Raw genomic sequence first — 19959 nt, forward strand, 5'->3', positions numbered from 1 at the left:
TACCGGAAGTGTGGTTAGGCTAGCCTTAGTTTGGCCAGTGGGGTCTCGGACGGGGGTGGATCAGGTGACAGCCGTGCTGCCCGTCCACGCCGCCTCGGCCGCACCGCTGGCCCCGGTCACCACGGCACTGCGGGCCATGTTCGGCACCGACGCGCTGCCCGGTCTGGCCGCCGGGCTGGTCGTGCCGGACGAGGCGGGTTGGGCCCCGGCGACGACGCTGACCAGCGGCGCCCAGGTGCCGGAGCTGCTCAGCTCGGCCGTCCGCCTCTGGGGTGGTACGCCACACGCCTCCGCCGCGGTCGCCTGGAAGGCGTACAGCTACTGGGCGGCACTGCCGGTGGTGCTCGGTTGGGCCGTCGCCCGACGGGTGCCGCTGCTCGACGCCGACGCGGCTCTCGTGCACTTCGCCGACCCGCGCACCCTGATCACGCTGGGCCTGCGTCGGTCCACCCCGATCGCGGTCCTGCCCAACGACCCGCTGGCCCTGTCCGGGCTGCCCCAGGTCCGGGTGCTCGCCGACGAGCAGGCCCTGTTGACCGCGCTGCGCGGCACGCTGCTGGACGCCCACCTGTCGCCGGTGATCGCCGCCATCCAGGGCGAGGTCCGGATCGGTACGCGGACGCTGCTCGGCTCGGTGGCCTCCGGCATCGCGCACGGGGTACTGCGGGCCGCCGACAGCCTGCCCGGCTCGGCGGTCGAGGCGGTCGACACGCTGCTCGGCGCGCTCGACCTGGCCGACCTGGTGGAGCTGGTGCCGGGCCGCAACGGCGAGCCGACCGTGCAGCGCCGCACCTGCTGCCTGGCCTTCACCCTGCCCGCGCCGAAGGTCTGCCAGGGCTGCTGCATCCGCAGCTCCTGAGCGTCACTCTCCGATCAGCGGCCGAACGTCCCACAACCACACCCCGCCGGTGTAGGTGGGTTCCACGCCGGTCAGTTCGGTCATCCCGGTCCGCAGCGCCTCGGCCTGCTCGTGCGGGCCGAGGACCACCGCCCCGGCCCGCCAGTACCGCAGGTCCTCGACCGCTTCCCGCCGGTCCTGGTCGGTGATCGGCGGCACCTCGCCGGTCCGCCGGATCGTTGCGAAGAAGGTGCTGGTGGGGCGCGGCGGCGCGGTGAACAGGGCGACCCGGTCCCGGCCCGGCCGGGTGTCGGGGCCGAGGAAGTAGCCACGGGCGATCGGCATCCGCAACCGGGTCTGCGCCGACCAGCGCAGTGGCTCGGCGTAGTCGGTGTCGGGAAGCGGCAGGGTCACCAGGCTGCGCCCGCCGGCCAGGTAGGGACGCCAGGCCCCCGAGGTGACGAACTCCGGGGTCGGTTCGAGGCGCTTGGTCGGCAGCGGGGTGGGCAGTACCGGCACCAGGGCCATCGCCAGCACGGTCGCCGTGCCGAACCGGATCTGGGTACGCCGGTCCGGGTGCCGGGCGGCGACCTGCCGGATCCGTTCGGCACCGTAGGCGAGCAGCAGCCCGACGATCGGCGTGATCGCCAGCGACCAGCGGGTGGGCACCACCGAGTGCAGCACCGGCAGGTCCTCCAGTGCGGCCCAGGGGCCCGGTATCCCGGTGCCCCGGCCCTCGAAGCGGATCTCCCGCCCGAGCGAGAGCACCGCGAAGACCAGCCCCAGTCCGGCCAGCGCGACCACCACCGGGTTGCGCCGCAGCCACCACACGATCGCCGCCACCAGGATCACCAGCGGCCAGCCGAAGAAGGCGTTCTCCTCCGTGGGGTTCTTGACCAGCCGGGCCGCGCTGAGCGCCTCGCCGCCCACCGACTCCCGGGCGTAGGTGAAGAACGAGGCCAGGTCGGTGGAGTAGCCCCGGATCAGCCAGGACAGGCCGTTGTAGGCGCCGGGCCCGAAGAACTGGACGTAGAGCGGGTACGCCAGCAGCACGAGTGCGATCCCGGCGGCGACGCCGAGCCCGGCGAGGAAGGTGCGGGTCCGTCGACGCAGGTCGGGTCGGGCGATCGCCAGCGCCACCACGACCACACCGAGACCGATCGCGGTCATCAGCAGGATCTCCAGGTTCAGGAACGCCTGCCAGACGATCACCAGGGCGAGCAGGACGCCGTTGCGCAGCCAGCGGCCGGGCTCGGCGAGCCGGAGGGTACGCCAGACGATCAGCGGCACCACGAACTGCGACACGATGTTCGGGTGCGCGTTGGCGTGCGAGACCATCGCCGGGGCGTACGCGCAGAAGGCGGCGCCCAGCCAGGCGGGGCCGCGCGAGCCGACGAGGACGCGGGAGAGCACGAAGTACCAGGCGGTGGCCGTGGCGATCATCCCGAGCGTCAGGAAGAGCAGGAACGACGTACGGGTGCCGAACAGCAGGGTCACCGGCGTCATCGGCAATGAAACGGATAAAACGGAGGTATTCGCCATCAGATTGACGGATTCCGGCACGTTCATCCGATCCGAGGAGAACGGGTACGCGAATTCCGTCACCACCCGCGCACCGTGCGCCATCATCCACTGAAATTGGGCCATATCCGTCTGATTGTCGCGAATTCCGTCGGCCGGGTTGAGCCACATCCGCGCGGTGACCCAGAAGCCGAGCACCGTGAAGCTCACCACGGCGGCGACGTCCCTCCACCGCGCTGAACTGGGACGATGGCCGCCTTCCGGTGGCCCGACCGGCACCCCTGGCGCCTCGGACTCGTCGGCGGAGCGGCCCGATTCAGGAGTAGTCATGGTAATTCGGAGCGTAGTCGGCGTATCGGGCCATCGTGCGGCCTTCCGACCACTGGCGTAACATCTTCCGAGTTCGCTGACCACCACCGATCGTGCAGCCACCCGACCGTAATTCGGCCACCGCGGGCCCCGATATTCCCGCCCTCCAGGCGGATGGTTCACTCAGTCGGTCCTGGCGCGGGGTCGAGTCATATCGTGAGGAATCGACGCATGGCAGAAATCACTGGGGATCAGCGCGTGCAGTCCGAGGTTCTGGAGGGCCTCGCCACCGCGGTCAACCACCGACGTTGGTTCGTCGAGCTGGCCGTTCCCTACCTGGGCGACAACCCGATCGAGATCGGCAGCGGGCTCGGCGACTACGCACTGGAGTGGGCCGAGCACTTCCCCCGCTTCACCGCCACCGAGGCCGACCCGGACCGGCTGGTCGCGCTCAAGGAGCGCCTGGCCGACCAGCCGTCCATCGAGGTACGCCAGATGCTGCTGCCCAACACGGAGCGGGGCGACTACAGCGCTGCGGTGTCGTACAACGTGCTGGAGCACATCGAGGACCACGTGTCGGCGCTGCGCACCATGGGCCAGTTGGTCCGCCCGGGCGGCGCGGTCGTCATCATCGTCCCGGCGTTCCAGTTCGCGATGAGCCCGGCCGACGTCGCCACCGGCCACGTGCGCCGCTACACGAAGAAGACGCTCTCCGCCGCGATGACCGAGGCCGGTCTGCGGGTAGAGAAGATCCACTACGCGAACGCGCTCGGCCTGATCGGCTACTTCATGGCGACCAAGGTCTTCCGGCTGATGCCGAAGGAGGGCCCGATGGTGAAGGTCTACGACACCCTCGTCCTCCCCGCCACCAAGGCCGCCGAGCAGGTCGCCCGCCCGCCCTTCGGCCAGTCCGTCTTCGCCGTAGCCCGCACCCCCGCCTAACCCCCCCTGCGCCTCCCCCCTCCCCCACCCCCGGGCGGGTTCACCGCGTTGATCAAGAAGTTTGTGCCACGCCCGGTCGGGATCGGTGGCCAAAACCTCTTGATCAACGCGGCCATGTCGGCGGGGTGGGGTCAGGTGGTGATCTGGTAGGTCGGGCGGATGGTGGCTCGGGCGAGGGTGTGGAAGGCCAGGTTGAAGCCGACGTATGCCGGTGAGGCGTCCGGCGTGAGGTCCAGGCGCTCCACGTCGAGGGCGTGCACCGCGAAGACGTACCGGTGCGGCCGGTCACCGGCCGGCGGCGCCGCACCGCCGAACCCCTGCACGCTGTAGTCGTTCCGGACGCTGAACGCCCCCCGCAGGTCGCCCTCGGCGACACCACGCGGCAACTCGGTCACGTCGGCCGGGAGGTTGACCAGCACCCAGTGCCAGAACCCGCTGCCGGTCGGTGCGTCCGGGTCGAAACAGGTCACCACGAAGCCCTTGGTCTCCGCCGGGAAACCCGACCAGGCCAGGTGCGGCGACACGTTCTCCCCACCGGTGCTGTCGTGGGCGTGCGCCGCGTCCATCGGCTCACCGTTGCGCACGTCGTCGCTGGTCAGCGTGAACGATGCGACGGTCGGCAGCAGTTCGTACGGGTCCGGGGCGATGGGTCGTTCCAGGGTCATCGACACAGGTCCTTCCGGTGGAAGTGGTGTTCTGCGTCCCCCTTCATACCCTGTCGCGCGGCGCCAACCAGGAAAACGCGAGGTGTCCGCCGTAACCGAAGGCCGCTCACGCGGGTTGTCAGCCTGGCACCCATCGAGCGAGGGAGATCCGTGGCCGGCATCTGGCGCGACTTCGTCACCGCGGCCGTAGACGCCGTGCGTGACCGCGACGACGAGCAGCCTCGACCCGACGAACGCCGCCGGGCCGTGGACCGGCTCGCCACCGAGAAGATCCGCGAGAACCAGCAGGTACGCCCACCAAAGCGCTGAGCGCCGACGAGCCACGCCACCCACCCCACCCCACCCGCCACACCTCACCCGCCCCGCCGATCATGGACTTGTGGCAGGGACAAAGAAGGGCATTCAGAAGCTTTTCGCGTGCCACATGTCCATGATCGCGGCGGGCAGGCCCGTGACGCGGCAGGTGGCGGGGCGCGTGGACGGGTGCGGGCGCGTGGACGGGTGCGGGTCCGAATGAGCGCGCGGGTGGAGGGTGAGCGGAGGGTGTGGGATTCGAACCCACGAAGACATCGCTGCCTTACCGGTTTTCAAGACCGACCGCCGCAAGCCCTTGAGCTGGCAGAACTTGGGACCGCGGGCGTTCCTTGCCGGGTATTTACCGCCGCCCACGATCCAAGCGCGCCACGGGCTCCATTACCGCCGTGCTCGCGCCACTGGCCGCCGTCGGCCTGCAACAGCCGCTGAACCATCGCGCGTGGTTCGTCCTCGGTCGCAAACTCCCACCGGAGCACCCTGCCCGTCTCGGCGTCGCCAGACCGAGCTACGACATGCCAGCGCACCTCTCGGGGACAGCCAGACGTCACGCCGCGTGAGTCGCCCCCACGGGCCGTTCCACCCCCGCGACACCTGCTCACGCACCCCGGGATCGTACATACGTATGAGAGAGCGGGGCGACTGACGCGTAAACCCGTCAAGTTGCGGTTGACTTCTCTTGACGCATGCTTGCATGCCACCGCGAGCACCCACCCGCAGCCCGCCACCCACCCCTAGATCAACGAAGGAGAAGCCGGCATTTAGCGTAAAGCGGTCACTACGCGGTACAACGAATATGCGGGCTGAAGCACTATCATTCCAAGGACGGCCCTCCAAGATGGAGGGTGGACCGGTCCTTGTGAGGTGTACGCGGTGACAGACGGATACCCCGGCAAGTTTAATCCCTTGTCCAAAGGACCATCCGACGCAAGACTGCGCTTAGCATATGAGCAGAGCCAAGTCAGAAGTGTGATTGACAGCTATCATGGCAGGCTCGACGCATTTGCTGAAGGCATCCAGAATTCGATTGACGCAATTGAACGTCGTTGGGGACCTCAGGAGCTTGACGCCCAGAGTGAAGGCGTCGACGCACTGCCCCGCTTGCGCATCAAACTCAACTTCGATGAGAACGCCATCGAGATCCTAGATAATGGCATCGGCATAAGGCCAGAGCAACTTGAGGACCTCCTCGAGCCGTTCGTGACCGATAAACGCCTCTCTAGCGATCCAACGCGCGGGCATAAAGGCGTCGGCACAACGTTCCTATCTTACGGCCACCCTCTGTTTGAGATTCATACTAAAACCGCAGATATGGACAGCGCGGTCGGTTATCGAATCAGCGGTGGCCACAGTTGGGCGCTCGGCAAGAAGTTAGTGGAGCCACCCGACTACCTTCGGGTCGAAGCTACACACCCCGGCCTTACCACGTACGAGAGCGGAACCTACGTCAAGATTGGGCTGGACGCGCGGACTAACCTCAAGAGTCTGAATCGCGTCTTGCATAACTCCTCCCAAATGTGGGCTCAAGTCTTGAGGTCTACTACTGCGGTGGGGAATGTGACCGTGGGGCAGAGAAATCGTGAGCTCCCATCCTGGATGAAGGCGCTTCATATCTCCGTTGAGCATCCAGATGGGATGCACCCGGCTGAGTTTAGGTTTCCGCTGCCCCACATGCCGCTAGACCCCGAGGAAACGAACGAACTGCAGTGGCTCCAGAGCCACCCCTCCGGCAAAAGGGAGTACTCGCTAATATATGTCGAGCGCTCGCACGAAGCCCTTAGGGACCTCCTGAAGGATGAGATTGAAGCACTCGAAAACGACGAGGACGGCGACTCTCAAGCGATTGTCGAGGCATTCAATACTTACGGCGTATCGGTCTATGCCGCCCTCTCCTATAAGAACACCTTCTACGAGGAGCAGTTTCGGGAGCTCATCGGCAAGCCCAACGCCGAACGACTGAGCCTGGGGCCCGGGGTAAGCGGGGGGGTGATGGTTGCCTCAGTTGGTATGCCGATGGCTACTCTGCAATCCCACCTCTCTGAGACCATGCAACCCCAGGAACGGCGCCGTTACTTTCTGCTCGTTCACTTCAACGACAACTATTCTCCCGATATTGGCCGAAAGACTATTCCACAAGCCGTAGAACCGCTGGTGAAATGGCTTGAATGGGAGCTTCTTAGGCTTCTACGAACCCAGTCCGGTCGACTACTGCGCGACCGGGAAACTGGCACTCGTCCGGGCGGCGCAACTCTTGCAACTGCCACCGAAGAGGTCAACAAGCTAGCGAAACGAGTAAGCGACCTCGAATCATTAGACGACGAACTCCTCTTTGGCGAACTCGTGTTCCAACGTTCCCCGGCCTGGGAGGACGAGGTGGTAGCTATCTTCGTCTCGTTGCTCGCACAGCGAAAGCTTCCGGGCTATAAGCTCCGAGCCATTCCAGGAAATGAGGGGCGATACGACGCCTTCTTCGACTATCGGCTAACTCCAGGAGATCAGGACGACGTCCCGCTCGAACTGCGCGTGACTCCCCATCAATTGCCCGGCGGCAGTCTGTCCTTGTCTGGACTGTGGATGGAATTCAAGCAAGACATAAACTCGTTCGTCGACGACCTCGAGAACGAAGCCGGCTCCCCATCGAAGAAGTATTACACGCACGTTGCATTATTGGTGACGTGGCTGGCGTCAGGCATCACAAGTGAGCGTTACGGCCTCGAGCCCATCACAAAGGCAAACGCAAGAGAGCGCACTTTCGTCGGCGCCACACATTTCTTGGTTCTCGAGAACAGTGAGCACCGAGTCGAGGTGATGTCACTACGCCACGTCCTGGCCAGCCTGTTCGGTCAGCGGAACTAGGGGACAGTGAATGGGCGACGCCGCAAATAACCCGTTGATGCTTACCCGTTACCGAGCATGGCTTTCATCTGGCCAGGACTCGGCGGTTAAAAGCGCGCACAGGCCGTTCTTCACCAAGGGGCTTGTCGTTCTCGATGCAAATGTGCTGCTGGACCTATACCGATACACCCAGGAGCCGCGCAACCAGGTCCTCGCCGCTCTCCGGATGGTTGCTCAACAACAACGGCTCTGGCTGCCTCATCAGGTGGGCCTAGAGTTCGTCCGGAATCGAGAGAAGGCGGTGCAGGGACGCCTAAGTAACTTGAGCGCAGTGAGAAGAATCGTAGAAGATCGATTCGCGTCGGCAACGAGAACGGTTATAGAAGCCCGCAACGAGGTGGCCTACCTATTGCGGGAAATGGCGCACGACGACCAGACCGCAGACAGCCTCGTTGCCGAGATCAGTGAAGCTGCCGTGCAATCGGCGCTCAAGGAGTGGCGAGAGTCGCTTACCAATCAGCTCTCTGCGCTCCGGAACGCGGAAAACGTCACCCTGCAGCATGTCCGAGCGAAGGACCCCTTGCTTCCGCAGATCGCCGAATTGTTTGAAAACCGGATTGGCGATCCACCTGTCGAGGAAGAGACACGACAACTGGTTCACCATGCCGTGACCTACCGATACCCCAACCGCATTCCACCCGGCTTTGCGGACCAGGGCAAGGGAACTGATCTCGCAAAGGCGGGGGATTTTTTGCTATGGGAGGAGATCATTCGCCATGCCGCGACGCTGCCCCAGCCGCGCCGCGTACTTCTTGTCTCCCGAGATACGAAAGAAGACTGGTACGAGCAAGACGATAAGGGGCAACCGGTTCGCCCATGGCCGGCACTACACGATGAACTGCAGGCTCGATCAAACGCCGAACTTTTGATCCTCAAACCGAAGGACTTCCTTCACGGCGCACAGACTTTCCTCGGTGCTCAGTTTGGGGAGGGCACATACGAGGAGGTAGACCGAGTTTCTGAGGAAGTCGACCAGCGGCCGCCCTTGCCCAGACAGCCGCTAGACGCGGACGTATTGCTGGCCAGCCTCTCTGAGGCTCAGCCATATACCTTCGAAAACGCCGCCAGGGCTCCCAGTTCGCCTGGAGTTCACGTGGTGCTCGATGAAGACACCGTCGTTTACGTCGGATCGACAGGCCACCTACGGCGTCGGCTCCGCCAGCACCTGGCCGGTCATCGCGGCTCGTCCGTGTTGCACGACCGGGTCGGCCAACTCCTCGACACGGCCGAAAACGCAGCCACGGCCGCCGAGGTTGCGGACTGGTTGGGCCGGTGCGCGATCCGTTGGTACGAGACGGACGATCCTGAGAGTGCGAAGGAAGCCCTCGTTGCGGCGCTGAGGCCACGCTTCAACAGGTAGTTACGTTACCCTGCCCGATGCCTGGCCGTTCAAGCTCCGAATGCAGCAGCTGGCCGCGGAGCCCGCCGGGCAACTGGTGCGGCATCTGATCGAAGCTCTCTATGAATTTCCGGCCCGCATGCTTCGGTCGCGTCCGGTGCGTCCACCGAAGTAGTGCGCTCTGTTTTCGACGTCTTGCGTGCGCTCGCTACCCTGCGAACGACGAACTCCACGGCGCTGAGGAAGCATGAAGGCACTAGAAGAACTGCTGCGAGCCTGGATCTCCGGGAACGACACATCAAGGATCAACATTCTTGGGCTGTCTATGGTTTGGTGGGGTCGAATTGGCAAAATTCTTCAGTTCCTCGGCGGACTCACCGTCGTTTTCGATCTGCTAGGGCCTGAGCGGCTCCGCCGGTGGGGAGACCGCCTCAGGGAACCCGACGCCGAACGCCTTGAACGGGTGGGCAAACTCGTTAGAGTACTGCACAAACTACCATTCGCATTCGCGCTCTACCTGGCACAGATTGAGGGATACAGAAAAGATGCCCTGCTCGCGAAACCGAGGGACCACGAGCGAGCGCAGCAAGAACGAGCCCTCAAGACGGAACGAGCGTGGGAACGCTTTGACGCCAAGTATCCGATTGACCGCTGGACTATGGTCGCGTTGGGTGCCCTCGCACTTCTAGCGCCTCCAGCCCTGCTGCTCTATGCCATCGCTACCGGGAACTACTCCGGGCCAAACCCGGAACAAGGCAGCAATGACGGGTTCCACATTTATCAGATACCACTTTTCCTAGTCGGCATTATCGTAGCTTGGCTCTTACCTGGGGTTCTTATTGCGTCACTTCAAGCCGCTTCTATTGCCGCACGCGCCGCTTTCGATGTCGGGATAGTGCGCCCCTTGGCTGCAGCTCTAGCGGCAACGCGGCCGGCACTTGGAATACGCTGGAGTGCCGTAGCGATCGTCATTACGGGATTCGGTTTGGATCTACTTGCCTCTTAAGTTGAAGCCGAATCTGCGGCTGCCTGCCGCGCGAACCATGCAGAACCGTGCTGGGTAGAGAAGACCAGGCACTTAGCCTGATGCTTCAGGCTCGACGGCCGGAGCGCCTAAGTTCAGCTACATTCAGCCACCAGGGCGCTCCATCAGGAGACTAGCGATCTCGCCCATGCTCGTGATTACTGCATCTGCTCCGACGGCCCAGAACTGCTCAACCTTGGGCAGACGATTCGCGTAGCCAATCACCCGTACCCCCGCTGCCCGCGCTCCGTCGATGTCCGACAGAGAGTCGCCAATGAGCACGCACCGACTCGCCGCCTCGCCAAGGGCGCGCACGGCTTGCAGGATCGGTTCCGGGTTGGGCTTCATGCGGTCCGGATCGGCGTACGCCCGGCCGACCACCGGCGAGACGTAGGCGGCGAGCCGGTTTGCCGTCAGGTAGGCGCTCACCGCGCCGGCCGAGTTGTTGCTGACCGCCGCCACCGGCATCCCGGCTTGCTGGGCAGCCACGATGACCTCCCGGCCGTACGGTGTTGGCTCAGCAGTCTCGACGGCCCGGCGCTCGGCCGCGCAGAGCGCATCCTCCACCGCCCGGGTGATGTCGTGGTTGCCGGTCGCGCCGGTGCGGCGCAGCACCTCAAGCGGGTCGGGCTCGCTGGCAAGGTCCGGCGGCACGTCGACACCGCGCCGCCTAAGCACGTCGACCAACTCGGCGGCGACCTGCGGGGCCGGGTAGCCAGCGAAAATGCTGCACACCGGCCCGTCGAAGTCGAGCAGCACCGCGCCGACCTCGCCGAGCAGTCGGCCCAGGTCGGGGCTCATCCGTCGTACCGGTAAGCGATGGTCGACCACACCGAGTCGAACCACTGGCGGGATGCCTCCACGAACTGCGTCCCGTGCGAGGTGTCGTCGTCGGTCACCGCGTAGTGGAACAGCGGCACGTCCTTGCCCATGAGGTCGTAGATCGCCATTGGCTCGCCCTTGATCGAGACGGTGCGCTCAACGACCGGGTAGAAGCCGTAGAAGACCTCTTCGCCATTCAGGATATAGAGCTTGAACAGCGGAGATGCCCGATGCATCCGCACATCAACGGTGGCTGACCGGATGAGGCCGAGGTCGCCCAACTCGGCGACCTGATCGATGATGCCGTCTGCCACCCGCCGGGTGATCCGTTCCGCGCGTTCGCGTACTGCTGGGTCGTCTGCCTGCGTCTCGGCCCGCGACGGCAGCGCCATCGGTGCGGCCATGTCGGAGATTAGGACCCGCACAGCGATCGTGTCCGGCGCGAGCCTGCCGACGCGCACCTTGTCGAGTGCTTCGGCGAGCGCGTCGCGCAGCGTCTCCCCGGAGAATCCAGCGAAGTCGATGGTGACGTGAGGTCGGTCAAATGACGCTTCAATGTGCGGACGCAGCTCAACCGCCCGCTGTGTCTGCGCGCGGACGAACGCGCCGCTGCCCTGCCGGGACACGATCAGCCGCTCTGCCCGGAGCAGGTCCAAGGCTCGCTTGACCGTCTCTCGTGCCACGCCGTAGCGGGTGGCTAGTTCGGGCTGCGACGGCAGCTTGTCGCCGGGCGCGAGTCGACGCGTGAGGATGGCCGCCCGCAGCTTGTTCGCGATCTGCTGCGAGGCCTGTTTGGGGTCGTCGGGATCCAGCTCGCCGAGGAAGTCAAGGTTCTCGCTCACCCGCTCACGGTAGCGCTGACTAGCCAAGTTAGGAAAGTTCGCCACGCTCTTTTGACCTGACTAGCCAAGCCGGCCTACGTTCATCTCGTTGGACCTGGCTAGCCAGGCACAACAAGCCGAGCGGAAGCCGGAGAAGGTAGCGCATTGCGCTGCGCGCTCACGGACCGGTCGCGTGGTCGTTCGTTGAGAACTTCACAGCAGAAGCGCCGCGTAGATCCGTCTGCGGCATTCCCGCCTTGAGCCACACGGTGGCCGACCTCGGTAGATCCCGAGCGAGCGGGGCGAGCGGGCCGGATCTGGCGCGCGGCATGGACTTCTGCCTCTCGATTTCTGTTCGCCAGGGGTGCGGCCGATCTGGTCGCACCCCCGGGCTTTCCCCCACTTCATCGACTCACCGGAGGTTCCCCCGTGCGCACGCACCTCGCCCCCGTCACCGCCGAACCGACCACCGCCGACCTCGCCGCGATCGAGGCGGAGTGGCCGCTGATCGCGGCCGAGCTGGACCTGTTGGACGCCGAGATCACGCTGCTCTACGCCGAGGACCACGGCGGCCCGACCGAGCTGGACTGGCGTCGGGTGCGCCGGGCCGAGGCCCGCGTCACCCGCGCCGCCACCGACACCGCCACCCGCACCGACCCGCGCCGCGCGGCCTGATGGCCCGCATCCGCGCCGCCTACTTCGATCCGGACGGAGCGCGGTACGGCATCCCCACCTACTGGTGGAAGGGTGCCCCGCCCGGCTACGCCACCCGCCGTCAACTGACCGCCGCCGGCCTGCGCCCCGGCGGGCAGCCGATCGCCGCTCAAGTGCTCTGGCGCGGCGTCGGCGGCACCCGCACCGCCTACCTGTACCGGGTCGACCTGGCCGCGCCGAAGCGCACCGCGACCCCCGCGCAGCGCGCCGCGATCGGCAAAGCGCTCACGGCCCGCCGCACCTGCCGCACCTGCCACACGGTGCGGCCGTACTTCATCCCGCGCTCGCTGGGCGAATGCCTCGCGTGCGCCTTCCCCCAGGAGGACGCAGCATGACCGCCCCGACCATCAACGGCACCCGCTACCCCCAACCGATCGAGGACCTGCTTCCGGCGGCCCGTGCGCTGGACCTGCCGGACGGCGAGGTGTTCCCGTCGCGGAACCGGCTCATGCGGGAGTTCCGCATCGGCGCACCGAAGGCCGGGGAACTGCTGGCGCTGCTCAAGGCCACGCCCGCCGCGCCGCCGGCCGACACCGCCGAGGCGGCCACCCCGGACCCGGCACCCGCGCCGGCCGCACCCGAGCCCGCGCCGCCGGTCGTACCGGACCCGACGCCCGCGCCGGAGATCACGCCGACGCCGCCGGCCGAGGTCGCGCCGGTCAGTCGCCCGGACACGCCCGCCCCGCCCGCGCCGGTCCGGTCGGCGGTGGTGTGGCCGGTGGTGCTGCTGGCCCTGCCCGCGTTCGTCGCGATCTGGTCCGGCTGGGTCGGGCTGGGCGGACTCACCGGGTTCGGCATCGTGCACCCGCTGCCGGGCATCTGGGACAGCTTCTCCATCAACTCGGCGATCACGCTGCCGATCGGGGTGGAGACGTACGGCGCGTACGCCCTGTACGTGTGGCTGTCCGGTCGGGTGCCCGAGCGAGCGCGCCGGTTTGCCAAGTGGTCCGCTCTCGGTTCTCTCGCGATCGGCGCGCTCGGGCAGGTCGCCTACCACCTGTTGGAGGCCGCCGGGGTCACCTCGGCCCCGTGGTGGATCACCACCGCCGTGGCCTGCCTCCCGGTAGCGGTGCTCGGCATGGGTGCCGCGCTCGCGCACCTCGTTCGTACTCACGACTAGTTCCGCCCGGCGGCGCGGCCCCTGGCTTCCCAACCTGCGCCGCGCCGCCGGTCCCCTACCGATCTCCCGACCGTTGGAGGAACCCCCATCATGACTGCCCCTGATGACCGTTTCGACTGGCAGGCCGCAGAGAACGACCTGACCGACCCCACCACCGCCGGTCCGGATGCCGAGGTGGTCGACCTGGACGATGCCCGCGCCCGCCGGGTGCCGCGCCCCCGCCCGCCGGCCGAGGCGGACGACACCGCCGAGGACGACACCGGCGAGGATGCCGAGACGGTCGACGACGGGCCGGAGCGCCTCGGCGGGTTGGTCGACGCGGCCGAGGACATTCCGCCGGAGGTGTTGGCCCGGCAGCGGGAGCGCCGGCCGATCCTGGCCGAGTGGGCGCGTTCGTGGCGCGGCCTGCGCGCGGCGGCGCGGCACCAGAGCAAGGACGCCGGCTACGTCACCGCGTACCACGCGGTGCGGCTGCCGAAGTACGCGGCGAAAACCCTTGTGTGGGCACCGGTTGGGCTGTTCCGCGGCCTCGGTCGGGCGGTGCACTGGGCCACCGCCGAGGAAGGCAACTGGCACCTGCGGCAGGCCGCCGCGACCCGTGGTGAGGCGGACGTGTGGCTCAAGCTGGACGCCCGCCGGCAGCGCCAGAGCGTGTGGCGGTGGTGGGTGCTCGCCGCTGGTGCCGGCGTGACCATCGCCGGGGCGATCGTCCTGGCCATGGGTCCGCCGTGGTGGCGGTGGGTCGCGCTCGCCGTGGTGGTGCCGCTGCTGGCCACGCTCGGTCGACCGGCGGACAAGCCGCTCACCGACCGGGTTACCGAGGGCACCCGCTACCGCAAGCTGACCGCCGAGCTGGTCCGCCGGGCGTTGACCTCGTTGCAGATGGCCGCGATCAACAGCGCGGTTGCCAAGGACCCGAAGGCGATCAGCTTCCCGGTCGACATCCACCGCGACGGCCCCGGGCACCTCGCGGTGGTCGACCTGCCGTACGGGGTGGAGGCCGCCGAGGTGGTCGCCCGGCGCGGCCGGCTGGCCTCGGCGATGCGGCTACCCCTCGACCAGGTGTGGCCCGAACCGGCACCGGGCCACACGGGCCGGCTGGCGTTGTGGGTCGGCTATGAGCCGGCGTCGCAGATGAAGCAACCCGCGTGGCCGCTGCTGTCGGAGTCGGCGAAGGTGGACGTGTTCAAGGCGTTCCCGTTCGCCACCACGCCCCGCCTGGACACGGTTGCGGTGGACCTGATGTTCCGCAACTTCCTGTTCGGCGGGCAGCCCGGTTCCGGCAAGACGTTCGCGCTGCGGGATCTGATCCTGGCCGCCGCCCTCGACGCCCGCACCGAGATCCGAGGCTACGAGCTGAAGGGCGTTGGCGACTTCGCGGTGTTGGAGCCGGTCATGGCCGAGTACGGCAACGGCTTCGATGACGACACCCTCGCCCGCTGCTTCGCCTTCATCGAGTGGCTGTACGAAGAGTGCCGCCGCCGGTCCAAGCGCATCGAGCACTACGCGAGGTTGGGCAAGGCACCCGAGAACAAGGTCACGCCGGAACTGGCCAGCCTCAAGGGGTCGGGCCTTCACCCGCTGGTCGCGTGGTTCGATGAGCTGCAAGAGCTGATGACCAGCAAGTACGGCAAGGAAGCCGGCGAGATTCTGGAAAAGGTCATCAAGCTCGGTCGGGCGTTGGGCGTGATCATCCTGATCGGTACGCAGATCCCGGACAAGGACAGCTTGCCGACCGGGATCACCCGCAACGTCAACTCCCGATTCTGCCTGTCGGTGGCTGACCAGACGGCCAACGACATGATCCTTGGCACCTCGGCCTATAAGCAGGGCTACCGGGCGACGGTCTTCCAGCCGAACGTTGAGGCCGGGTGGGGCATCCTGCGCGGCTTCGGGGCGAAGGCGTCGGCGGTGCGGTCGTTCTACGTCGACACCACCGCCGCCGCCCGCATCGTGGCCCGCGCGGTGGCGCTGCGGACCACGGCGGGAACGCTGCCGAAGCTGGACGAGCAGACCCGCGACGTGGCCCCGGTCGCGGACGTCCTCGGCGACCTGGCGCGCGTGTGGCCGGGCGACGAGAAGGCGGTGTGGAACGAGACGCTGTGCGCGCTGCTGGCCGAGCTGCGGCCCGACGTGTACGGCGGGTGGGAGGCGGCGCAGCTCACCACCGCGCTCAAGCCGCACCCGCTGGTGAAGGTCGGCGACGTGGGCCGGCGCATCGACGGTAAGGCCACCACCCGGCGCGGCATCAAGCACCCCGACGTGCTCGCCGCGATTGCGGAGCGTGACCGGAAGCGGTCCGCCGGCTAACCACTGTGAGGGTGCTAGCGCTAGCGGCCTGTCCTGCTAGCGCTAGCACCCTCGCTAGCACCCGATCCGAATCATGAGCTGCGGCCTAGCAGATAGCAGCTCACGGCCCCGTGCACCCAAAAATCGGCCCAGGAGGCACCTGTGGACCCCCCGCTATCACCCTCGCCGCGATCCCCGCCCTGATAACCCTCGGTTACGCCGGGCTGTGCTGGATTAAGCCCGTCAAAACCTGCCAGCGGTGCGCCGGCACCGGCCGAATCACCACCCGCGTCCTGCGCCGGCCGCGTGCCTGCCGACGCTGCGACCGAGGCCACCGGCTCCGCACCGGCCGACGCGTCTACAACCACTTCCACCGGCTGCGCGCCGAGGCGAACCGATGAACCGCCGCACCCGCGACGGGCACACCGAGTGGTGCGGCAAGGACCACCGCTGCAACCTCGGCGAGCACCGATCCGACGAAATCGTGGTCGACGTCGCCGGCCGCTCCCGCGCCGTCCTGGTCAGGGTGCGCACCGCCGCCGGCCGCGAACACGCCGAGGTCCGCGTCAGGGTCGCGCTCGCGCCGTCCGAGTTGGCCGCCCGCCGGCAACTGGTCGGGTTGCTCGGCGACCTGCGGCAAGCGGTGACTCGGGCAGCGATCACTGCGCGGCCCCGCCCGAGGCGGTGACCCGGTGGCCGCCCGGTGGCTGGTCGCTAGCACGGTGCTCGGCCGGCCGGTGACCGACGCCGAGGCATACCCGCACATCTGCAACCGGCTGCTCGCCGCCGACAACGCGAGCAGCGGCCGGCCCGTCCTGCTACGCCGCCGCGACTGCGCCGCCTGTGCCCAGGGCCGACACGAACGCACACACGGCCGGCCGCAAGCCGCTCGCCTCGCCACCTCACCCGCAGCACCGGAGAGGACCCGCACCATGCCCGATAACCCGCTGCTCACCGCCGCGCTCGCGCACGCCGCACGCGGCTGGCACGTCTTCCCGCTACGCCCCGACGACAAGCGACCCGCCTTCCCCGACCACGCTGGCGACGACTGCACCGGCCGCGACCCGCGCTGCCGCACCGCCGGCCACCACCTCGGGTGGGAACCCCGCGCCACCTGGGACCCCGACCGCATCCGCCGAGCGTGGTCGGCCCGCCCGTACGGCATCGGCCTCGCCTGCGGCCCGTCGCGGCTGGTCGTGGTCGACCTCGACACCCCGAAGGACGGCACGACCGGCCCGACCGGGCTGGACACCCTCGCTGAGCTGGCCGCCGCGCACGGAACCGTCATCGAACCGACGTACACGGTGACCACCGGGCGGGGCGGTACCCACCTCTACTACCGCCACCCGGACGACGGGCCGGCGCTGCGCAACACGGCCGGCACTCTCGGCCCGCTGGTCGACACCCGGGCGCATGGCGGTTACGTGGTCGCGGCCGGCAGCACCGTGGCCGGACGGCCCTACCGGGTCGACCTGGATACCGACCCCGCGCCGCTGCCCGGGTGGCTGGCCGCCCGGTTGATTCCGGCGCCGCTTCCGCCGCAGCGGCCGGTGGTGGTGTCGCTGCCGACCGACCGCAGCGGCGCGTACGTCCGGGCCGCGATCACCCGGGAAGCCGACCGGGTAACCACCGCGCCGGCAGGGGAGCGCAATCGCTGCCTCTACGTCGCCGCCGTGGCCCTCGGGCAACTCACCGCCGGTGGGTCGCTCACCGCCGAGGACGCCGAAAGCGTGCTGGAACAAGCCGCAGCACGGGCCGGGCTGGGCCACGTCGAGACGGCCCGCACCATCCGATCCGGGCTGGCCGCCGGCAGCAAGCGACCCCGGCAGGTGGCCGCGTGACCCGGCCCGGCGACAACCGCAGTTGTCACCGCGCGCCCCAGCTCCACCCCGCAGCCGCTCACGTCGCCGACCACGCCGCCGCGCTCGCTGCCGCCCGCACGCCATCGGACATCCTCGCCGCGTTGGCCGCAGTGGAGGCCGCGTGCCGGGAAGCCCGAGAGTGGATCGCGGTCGACCTCGTGCTCAACGACGGATGGTCGTACGCCGAGGTCGGCCGGGCGATGGGCACCACCCGGCAGGCGGCCAGCAAGGCATACGCCGACGCGGTGAACGCCCGGATGCGCCGCAGCGTGATGGGCCGCGACGACGCGGTGGTGATCGTGCCGTGCGGTGGGGCGAAGCTCGACCGGCCCGCGCCGGCCGGGCGCATGTACACCGGCAGCTACCACCGCGCCTGCCGCCGCGCCGCCGACCGCCTCGGCGGGCGGCTGGTCATCCTGTCCGCCCGCTACGGGCTGCTCACCCCCGACACCGTGATCGAGCCATACGAGCTGCGCATGGGCCAACCCGGTGCCGTCACCGCACCGACCCTGTACGCGCAAGCACGCCGCCTCGGCATCGACATGGCGGGCACCGTGACCGTGCTCGCCGGCCGCGACTACGCCGACCCGGTGATGACGGAGGTGTGGCCGCACGCCCGCCGGCCGCTCGACGGCACGCGCGGGATGCCCGAACAGATGGCCGTGCTCGCCGAGCTGGCGCGCACGGCGACAACCCCGGTTGTCACCGATCCCCGTTGCACCGCACCGATACCGGAAGGACGTGCCGCATGACGCCCGCCCGCCTTCACCTCGTCACCGACGATCCGGAAGCCACCGACGCACCGGCCTCGGGTGGGCCGCTGTGGGATGTTCCAGTGCCCCTGACCGGGCCGTCCGCCGTGCCGCCGCCGTTCCCGGTCGACGTGTTCCCCGCGTGGCTGGGCGACATGGTGACCGGCGTCGCCCGGTTCACGCAGACCGATCCGGCGATGGCCGGCACTCTGGCCGTGGCCGTGCTGTCCGCGTGCGCGGGTGGCCGCCTGGAGGTGGAGCCGGTCGGCGGGTGGCGAGAGCCCGTGAATGTGTTTGCCGCCGTCATCGCCGGCCCCGGGGAGCGGAAGTCACCTGTTCACCGGGCGATGACCGCTCCGCTGTTCGCCGCTCAGTCGACGTTGGGTGAGGCGATGCGACCTCGGATCGCGGAAGCGGCGGCGCTGCGGGATATCGCCGACCGGCAGGCCGAACAGGCCAAGGCGCAAGCAGCGAAGGCCAGCGACCCGGGCAAGCGCGATGAGGCCGCCGCCGAGGCGGTAGCCGCTGCGATCGCGGCCGAGGCGATCACCGTTCCCGGCCTCCCGAGGCTGATCGTGGACGACGCCACCCCGGAAGCCCTCATCGGGCTGATGGCCGCCAACGGCGGACGGATGGCGATCATCAGCGATGAAGGCGGGATCTTCGACACCCTCGCCGGCAGGTACTCCGGTGCCCCGAACCTCGACCCCTACCTGAAAGGCCACGCGGGACAGCCGATGAGCAACGAACGGCAGACCCGCGAGGGAGCCTCGGTCGACAAGCCGGCGCTGACCGTGTGCGTCATGGCGCAACCGACCGTGCTGCGCAAGTTCGGCGGGAACGCCGACCTCGCCGGGCGCGGCCTGCCTGCCCGGTTCTTGTTCGCGCTGCCCCGCTCGCTGGCCGGGTATCGGCTGGTCGACACGGAGCCGGTGCCCGAGGCGGTGACGGCCGGCTACCGGCACCCGGTGCACGACCTGGCCGCCACCCTCGCCGAGTGGGAAGACCCAGCCGTCGTCACCCTCACCCCGGAAGCGGGACGGGTGCGGCTGGCCGCCGCTCAGGAGGTGGAGGCGCAGCTACGCCCCGGCGGCACGCTGCACGACATGCGGGAGTGGGGCAACAAGCTCTCCGGAGCAACGCTGCGGCTGGCCGGGTTGTTGCACGTCGCGCACCACCCCGCCGACGCTTGGCGACGCCCCATCGACGCCGACCGGATGACCGACGCCGTGAGGCTGGCAGAGTTCTTCGCCGCGCACTACCGGGCCGCGCTCACCACCATCGGCAGCGATGCGGCGATGGAGAACACCCGGTACGTGCTCGGGGTGCTCACCACCAAGGGCATGACCACCTTCACCCGCCGGGAGCTACACCGCCGCGTGTCGCGCCGGCTCCCGAAGTCCGACGAGGTGTCGGCGGTGCTCGCCGAACTGGCCGCCCTCGGGTGGGTCCGCAACGGGCCGGACGGGCGGTACGAGCTGCACCCGCGCGCCGTGGCTGAGGTGCCCGAAGGCGTTGACACGTTGACAATCGTCCCCGACGCCGACGTTTCCGCAGCTCAGAGCACCCGCGAGGGTGTCAACGGGGGGCGTTGACAGCCGTTGACAGGCGTTGACAACCCGCCGCCGGTCGACCCGGTTGGGCTTCCCCCTGAGATGTGGACACCCTGAGACTGGATGTTGGTCCAGAGGAAGGGGTGTCCCCGTTGGGGCGTCCATCGAAGTACACGGAAGA

At 68.2% G+C, this 19959-nt stretch carries 18 protein-coding genes and 1 tRNA gene; 14 read left to right on the top strand and 5 right to left on the bottom strand.

Going from position 1 to position 19959, the window contains the following annotated elements; genetic code table 11:
* Window positions 1-76: 76 nt before the first annotated feature.
* Complete coding sequence (locus tag ACFYTT_RS30410; RefSeq protein ID WP_131055934.1) at window positions 77-859, top strand: hypothetical protein; 783 nt, start codon at window positions 77-79, stop codon at window positions 857-859.
* 3 nt (window positions 860-862) lie between these two features.
* On the opposite strand, the gene ACFYTT_RS30415 is transcribed toward ACFYTT_RS30410, so the two are convergent.
* Window positions 863-2689, bottom strand: coding sequence for a hypothetical protein (locus tag ACFYTT_RS30415; protein WP_387264371.1), 1827 nt, complete (start codon window positions 2687-2689; stop codon window positions 863-865).
* Window positions 2690-2899: 210 nt separating this feature from the next.
* Between ACFYTT_RS30415 and ACFYTT_RS30420 the strand changes: the two genes are divergently transcribed.
* The gene (locus ACFYTT_RS30420; protein ID WP_131055928.1) at window positions 2900-3610 is read left to right on the top strand and encodes a class I SAM-dependent methyltransferase; all 711 of its coding nucleotides are present in this window, start codon (window positions 2900-2902) and stop codon (window positions 3608-3610) included.
* 131 nt (window positions 3611-3741) lie between these two features.
* Here the strand turns inward: ACFYTT_RS30420 and ACFYTT_RS30425 are convergent, their stop codons facing one another.
* Window positions 3742-4275: a YbhB/YbcL family Raf kinase inhibitor-like protein gene (locus tag ACFYTT_RS30425; protein ID WP_131057881.1), complete on the bottom strand. Its 534-nt coding sequence runs from the start codon at window positions 4273-4275 to the stop codon at window positions 3742-3744.
* A 150-nt stretch (window positions 4276-4425) separates the two neighbouring features.
* Here ACFYTT_RS30425 and ACFYTT_RS30430 point away from each other — a divergent pair, with 150 nt between their 5' ends.
* Window positions 4426-4584, top strand: coding sequence for a hypothetical protein (locus ACFYTT_RS30430; RefSeq protein WP_161595086.1), 159 nt, complete (start codon window positions 4426-4428; stop codon window positions 4582-4584).
* A 228-nt stretch (window positions 4585-4812) separates the two neighbouring features.
* Here the strand turns inward: ACFYTT_RS30430 and ACFYTT_RS30435 are convergent.
* Window positions 4813-4919 (bottom strand) — tRNA-Ser (locus ACFYTT_RS30435).
* Between the two features lie 541 nt (window positions 4920-5460).
* On the opposite strand from ACFYTT_RS30435, the gene ACFYTT_RS30440 reads away from it, so the two are divergent.
* The 3 genes from ACFYTT_RS30440 (at window position 5461) to ACFYTT_RS30450 (ending at window position 9827) form a co-directional block, all read left to right on the top strand.
* Window positions 5461-7443, top strand: coding sequence for an ATP-binding protein (locus tag ACFYTT_RS30440; RefSeq protein WP_387264373.1), 1983 nt, complete (start codon window positions 5461-5463; stop codon window positions 7441-7443).
* A gap of 10 nt (window positions 7444-7453) precedes the next feature.
* Window positions 7454-8842 (top strand): PIN-like domain-containing protein, encoded by a 1389-nt coding sequence (locus ACFYTT_RS30445; RefSeq protein WP_387264375.1) that lies wholly within the window; start codon window positions 7454-7456, stop codon window positions 8840-8842.
* 226 nt (window positions 8843-9068) lie between these two features.
* Window positions 9069-9827 carry a hypothetical protein gene (locus ACFYTT_RS30450; protein WP_387264377.1) on the top strand — a complete coding sequence of 253 codons (759 nt, stop codon included), beginning with the start codon at window positions 9069-9071 and terminating at the stop codon, window positions 9825-9827.
* A 123-nt stretch (window positions 9828-9950) separates the two neighbouring features.
* Here ACFYTT_RS30450 and ACFYTT_RS30455 read toward each other — a convergent pair whose 3' ends face one another.
* Together ACFYTT_RS30455 and ACFYTT_RS30460 are read right to left on the bottom strand one after the other, a co-directional pair.
* Entirely contained in the window at window positions 9951-10646 is a 696-nt protein-coding gene (locus ACFYTT_RS30455) for an HAD family hydrolase (protein ID WP_387264379.1), read from the bottom strand.
* A complete protein-coding gene (locus ACFYTT_RS30460) occupies window positions 10643-11509 on the bottom strand; it encodes a GntR family transcriptional regulator (RefSeq protein WP_387264381.1) in 867 nt (288 codons plus the stop codon). Before ACFYTT_RS30460 ends, ACFYTT_RS30455 begins: the two co-directional genes overlap by 4 nt.
* A gap of 408 nt (window positions 11510-11917) precedes the next feature.
* On the opposite strand from ACFYTT_RS30460, the gene ACFYTT_RS30465 reads away from it, so the two are divergent.
* The 8 genes from ACFYTT_RS30465 (at window position 11918) to ACFYTT_RS30500 (ending at window position 19820) form a co-directional block, all read left to right on the top strand.
* On the top strand, window positions 11918-12163 hold the full coding sequence (locus ACFYTT_RS30465) for a DUF6284 family protein (protein WP_387264383.1): 246 nt from the start codon (window positions 11918-11920) through the stop codon (window positions 12161-12163).
* Window positions 12163-12537 (top strand): RRQRL motif-containing zinc-binding protein, encoded by a 375-nt coding sequence (locus tag ACFYTT_RS30470; protein WP_387264385.1) that lies wholly within the window; start codon window positions 12163-12165, stop codon window positions 12535-12537. The genes ACFYTT_RS30465 and ACFYTT_RS30470 overlap by 1 nt, the downstream gene beginning before the upstream one ends.
* The gene (locus ACFYTT_RS30475) at window positions 12534-13322 is read left to right on the top strand and encodes an ABC transporter permease (RefSeq protein WP_387264386.1); all 789 of its coding nucleotides are present in this window, start codon (window positions 12534-12536) and stop codon (window positions 13320-13322) included. The genes ACFYTT_RS30470 and ACFYTT_RS30475 overlap by 4 nt, the downstream gene beginning before the upstream one ends.
* Window positions 13323-13412: 90 nt before the next feature.
* Window positions 13413-15632 (top strand): cell division protein FtsK, encoded by a 2220-nt coding sequence (locus tag ACFYTT_RS30480; RefSeq protein ID WP_387264388.1) that lies wholly within the window; start codon window positions 13413-13415, stop codon window positions 15630-15632.
* A 376-nt stretch (window positions 15633-16008) separates the two neighbouring features.
* Complete coding sequence (locus ACFYTT_RS30485; RefSeq protein ID WP_387264389.1) at window positions 16009-16299, top strand: hypothetical protein; 291 nt, start codon at window positions 16009-16011, stop codon at window positions 16297-16299.
* A 4-nt stretch (window positions 16300-16303) separates the two neighbouring features.
* Window positions 16304-17452 (top strand): bifunctional DNA primase/polymerase, encoded by a 1149-nt coding sequence (locus ACFYTT_RS30490; protein WP_387264391.1) that lies wholly within the window; start codon window positions 16304-16306, stop codon window positions 17450-17452.
* On the top strand, window positions 17449-18225 hold the full coding sequence (locus ACFYTT_RS30495) for a DUF6884 domain-containing protein (protein WP_387264392.1): 777 nt from the start codon (window positions 17449-17451) through the stop codon (window positions 18223-18225). The genes ACFYTT_RS30490 and ACFYTT_RS30495 overlap by 4 nt, the downstream gene beginning before the upstream one ends.
* Window positions 18222-19820 (top strand): YfjI family protein, encoded by a 1599-nt coding sequence (locus ACFYTT_RS30500; protein ID WP_387264394.1) that lies wholly within the window; start codon window positions 18222-18224, stop codon window positions 19818-19820. The genes ACFYTT_RS30495 and ACFYTT_RS30500 overlap by 4 nt, the downstream gene beginning before the upstream one ends.
* Window positions 19821-19959 lie beyond the last annotated feature (139 nt).

The sequence above is a fragment of the Micromonospora sp. NPDC003816 genome (assembly GCF_042874705.1).
GTDB lineage: Bacteria > Actinomycetota > Actinomycetes > Mycobacteriales > Micromonosporaceae > Micromonospora.

What these genes read in the sequence shown, in the direction of transcription:
- ACFYTT_RS30415 (WP_387264371.1), bottom strand. Translation starts at nt 2,689, where the DNA reads ATGACTACTCCTGAATCGGGCCGCTCCGCCGACGAGTCCGAGGCGCCA.
- ACFYTT_RS30475 (WP_387264386.1), top strand. Translation starts at nt 12,534, where the DNA reads ATGACCGCCCCGACCATCAACGGCACCCGCTACCCCCAACCGATCGAG.
- ACFYTT_RS30485 (WP_387264389.1), top strand. Translation starts at nt 16,009, where the DNA reads ATGAACCGCCGCACCCGCGACGGGCACACCGAGTGGTGCGGCAAGGAC.
- ACFYTT_RS30425 (WP_131057881.1), bottom strand. Translation starts at nt 4,275, where the DNA reads ATGACCCTGGAACGACCCATCGCCCCGGACCCGTACGAACTGCTGCCG.
- ACFYTT_RS30470 (WP_387264385.1), top strand. Translation starts at nt 12,163, where the DNA reads ATGGCCCGCATCCGCGCCGCCTACTTCGATCCGGACGGAGCGCGGTAC.
- ACFYTT_RS30455 (WP_387264379.1), bottom strand. Translation starts at nt 10,646, where the DNA reads ATGAGCCCCGACCTGGGCCGACTGCTCGGCGAGGTCGGCGCGGTGCTG.
- ACFYTT_RS30500 (WP_387264394.1), top strand. Translation starts at nt 18,222, where the DNA reads ATGACGCCCGCCCGCCTTCACCTCGTCACCGACGATCCGGAAGCCACC.
- ACFYTT_RS30445 (WP_387264375.1), top strand. Translation starts at nt 7,454, where the DNA reads ATGGGCGACGCCGCAAATAACCCGTTGATGCTTACCCGTTACCGAGCA.
- ACFYTT_RS30420 (WP_131055928.1), top strand. Translation starts at nt 2,900, where the DNA reads ATGGCAGAAATCACTGGGGATCAGCGCGTGCAGTCCGAGGTTCTGGAG.
- ACFYTT_RS30480 (WP_387264388.1), top strand. Translation starts at nt 13,413, where the DNA reads ATGACTGCCCCTGATGACCGTTTCGACTGGCAGGCCGCAGAGAACGAC.
- ACFYTT_RS30450 (WP_387264377.1), top strand. Translation starts at nt 9,069, where the DNA reads ATGAAGGCACTAGAAGAACTGCTGCGAGCCTGGATCTCCGGGAACGAC.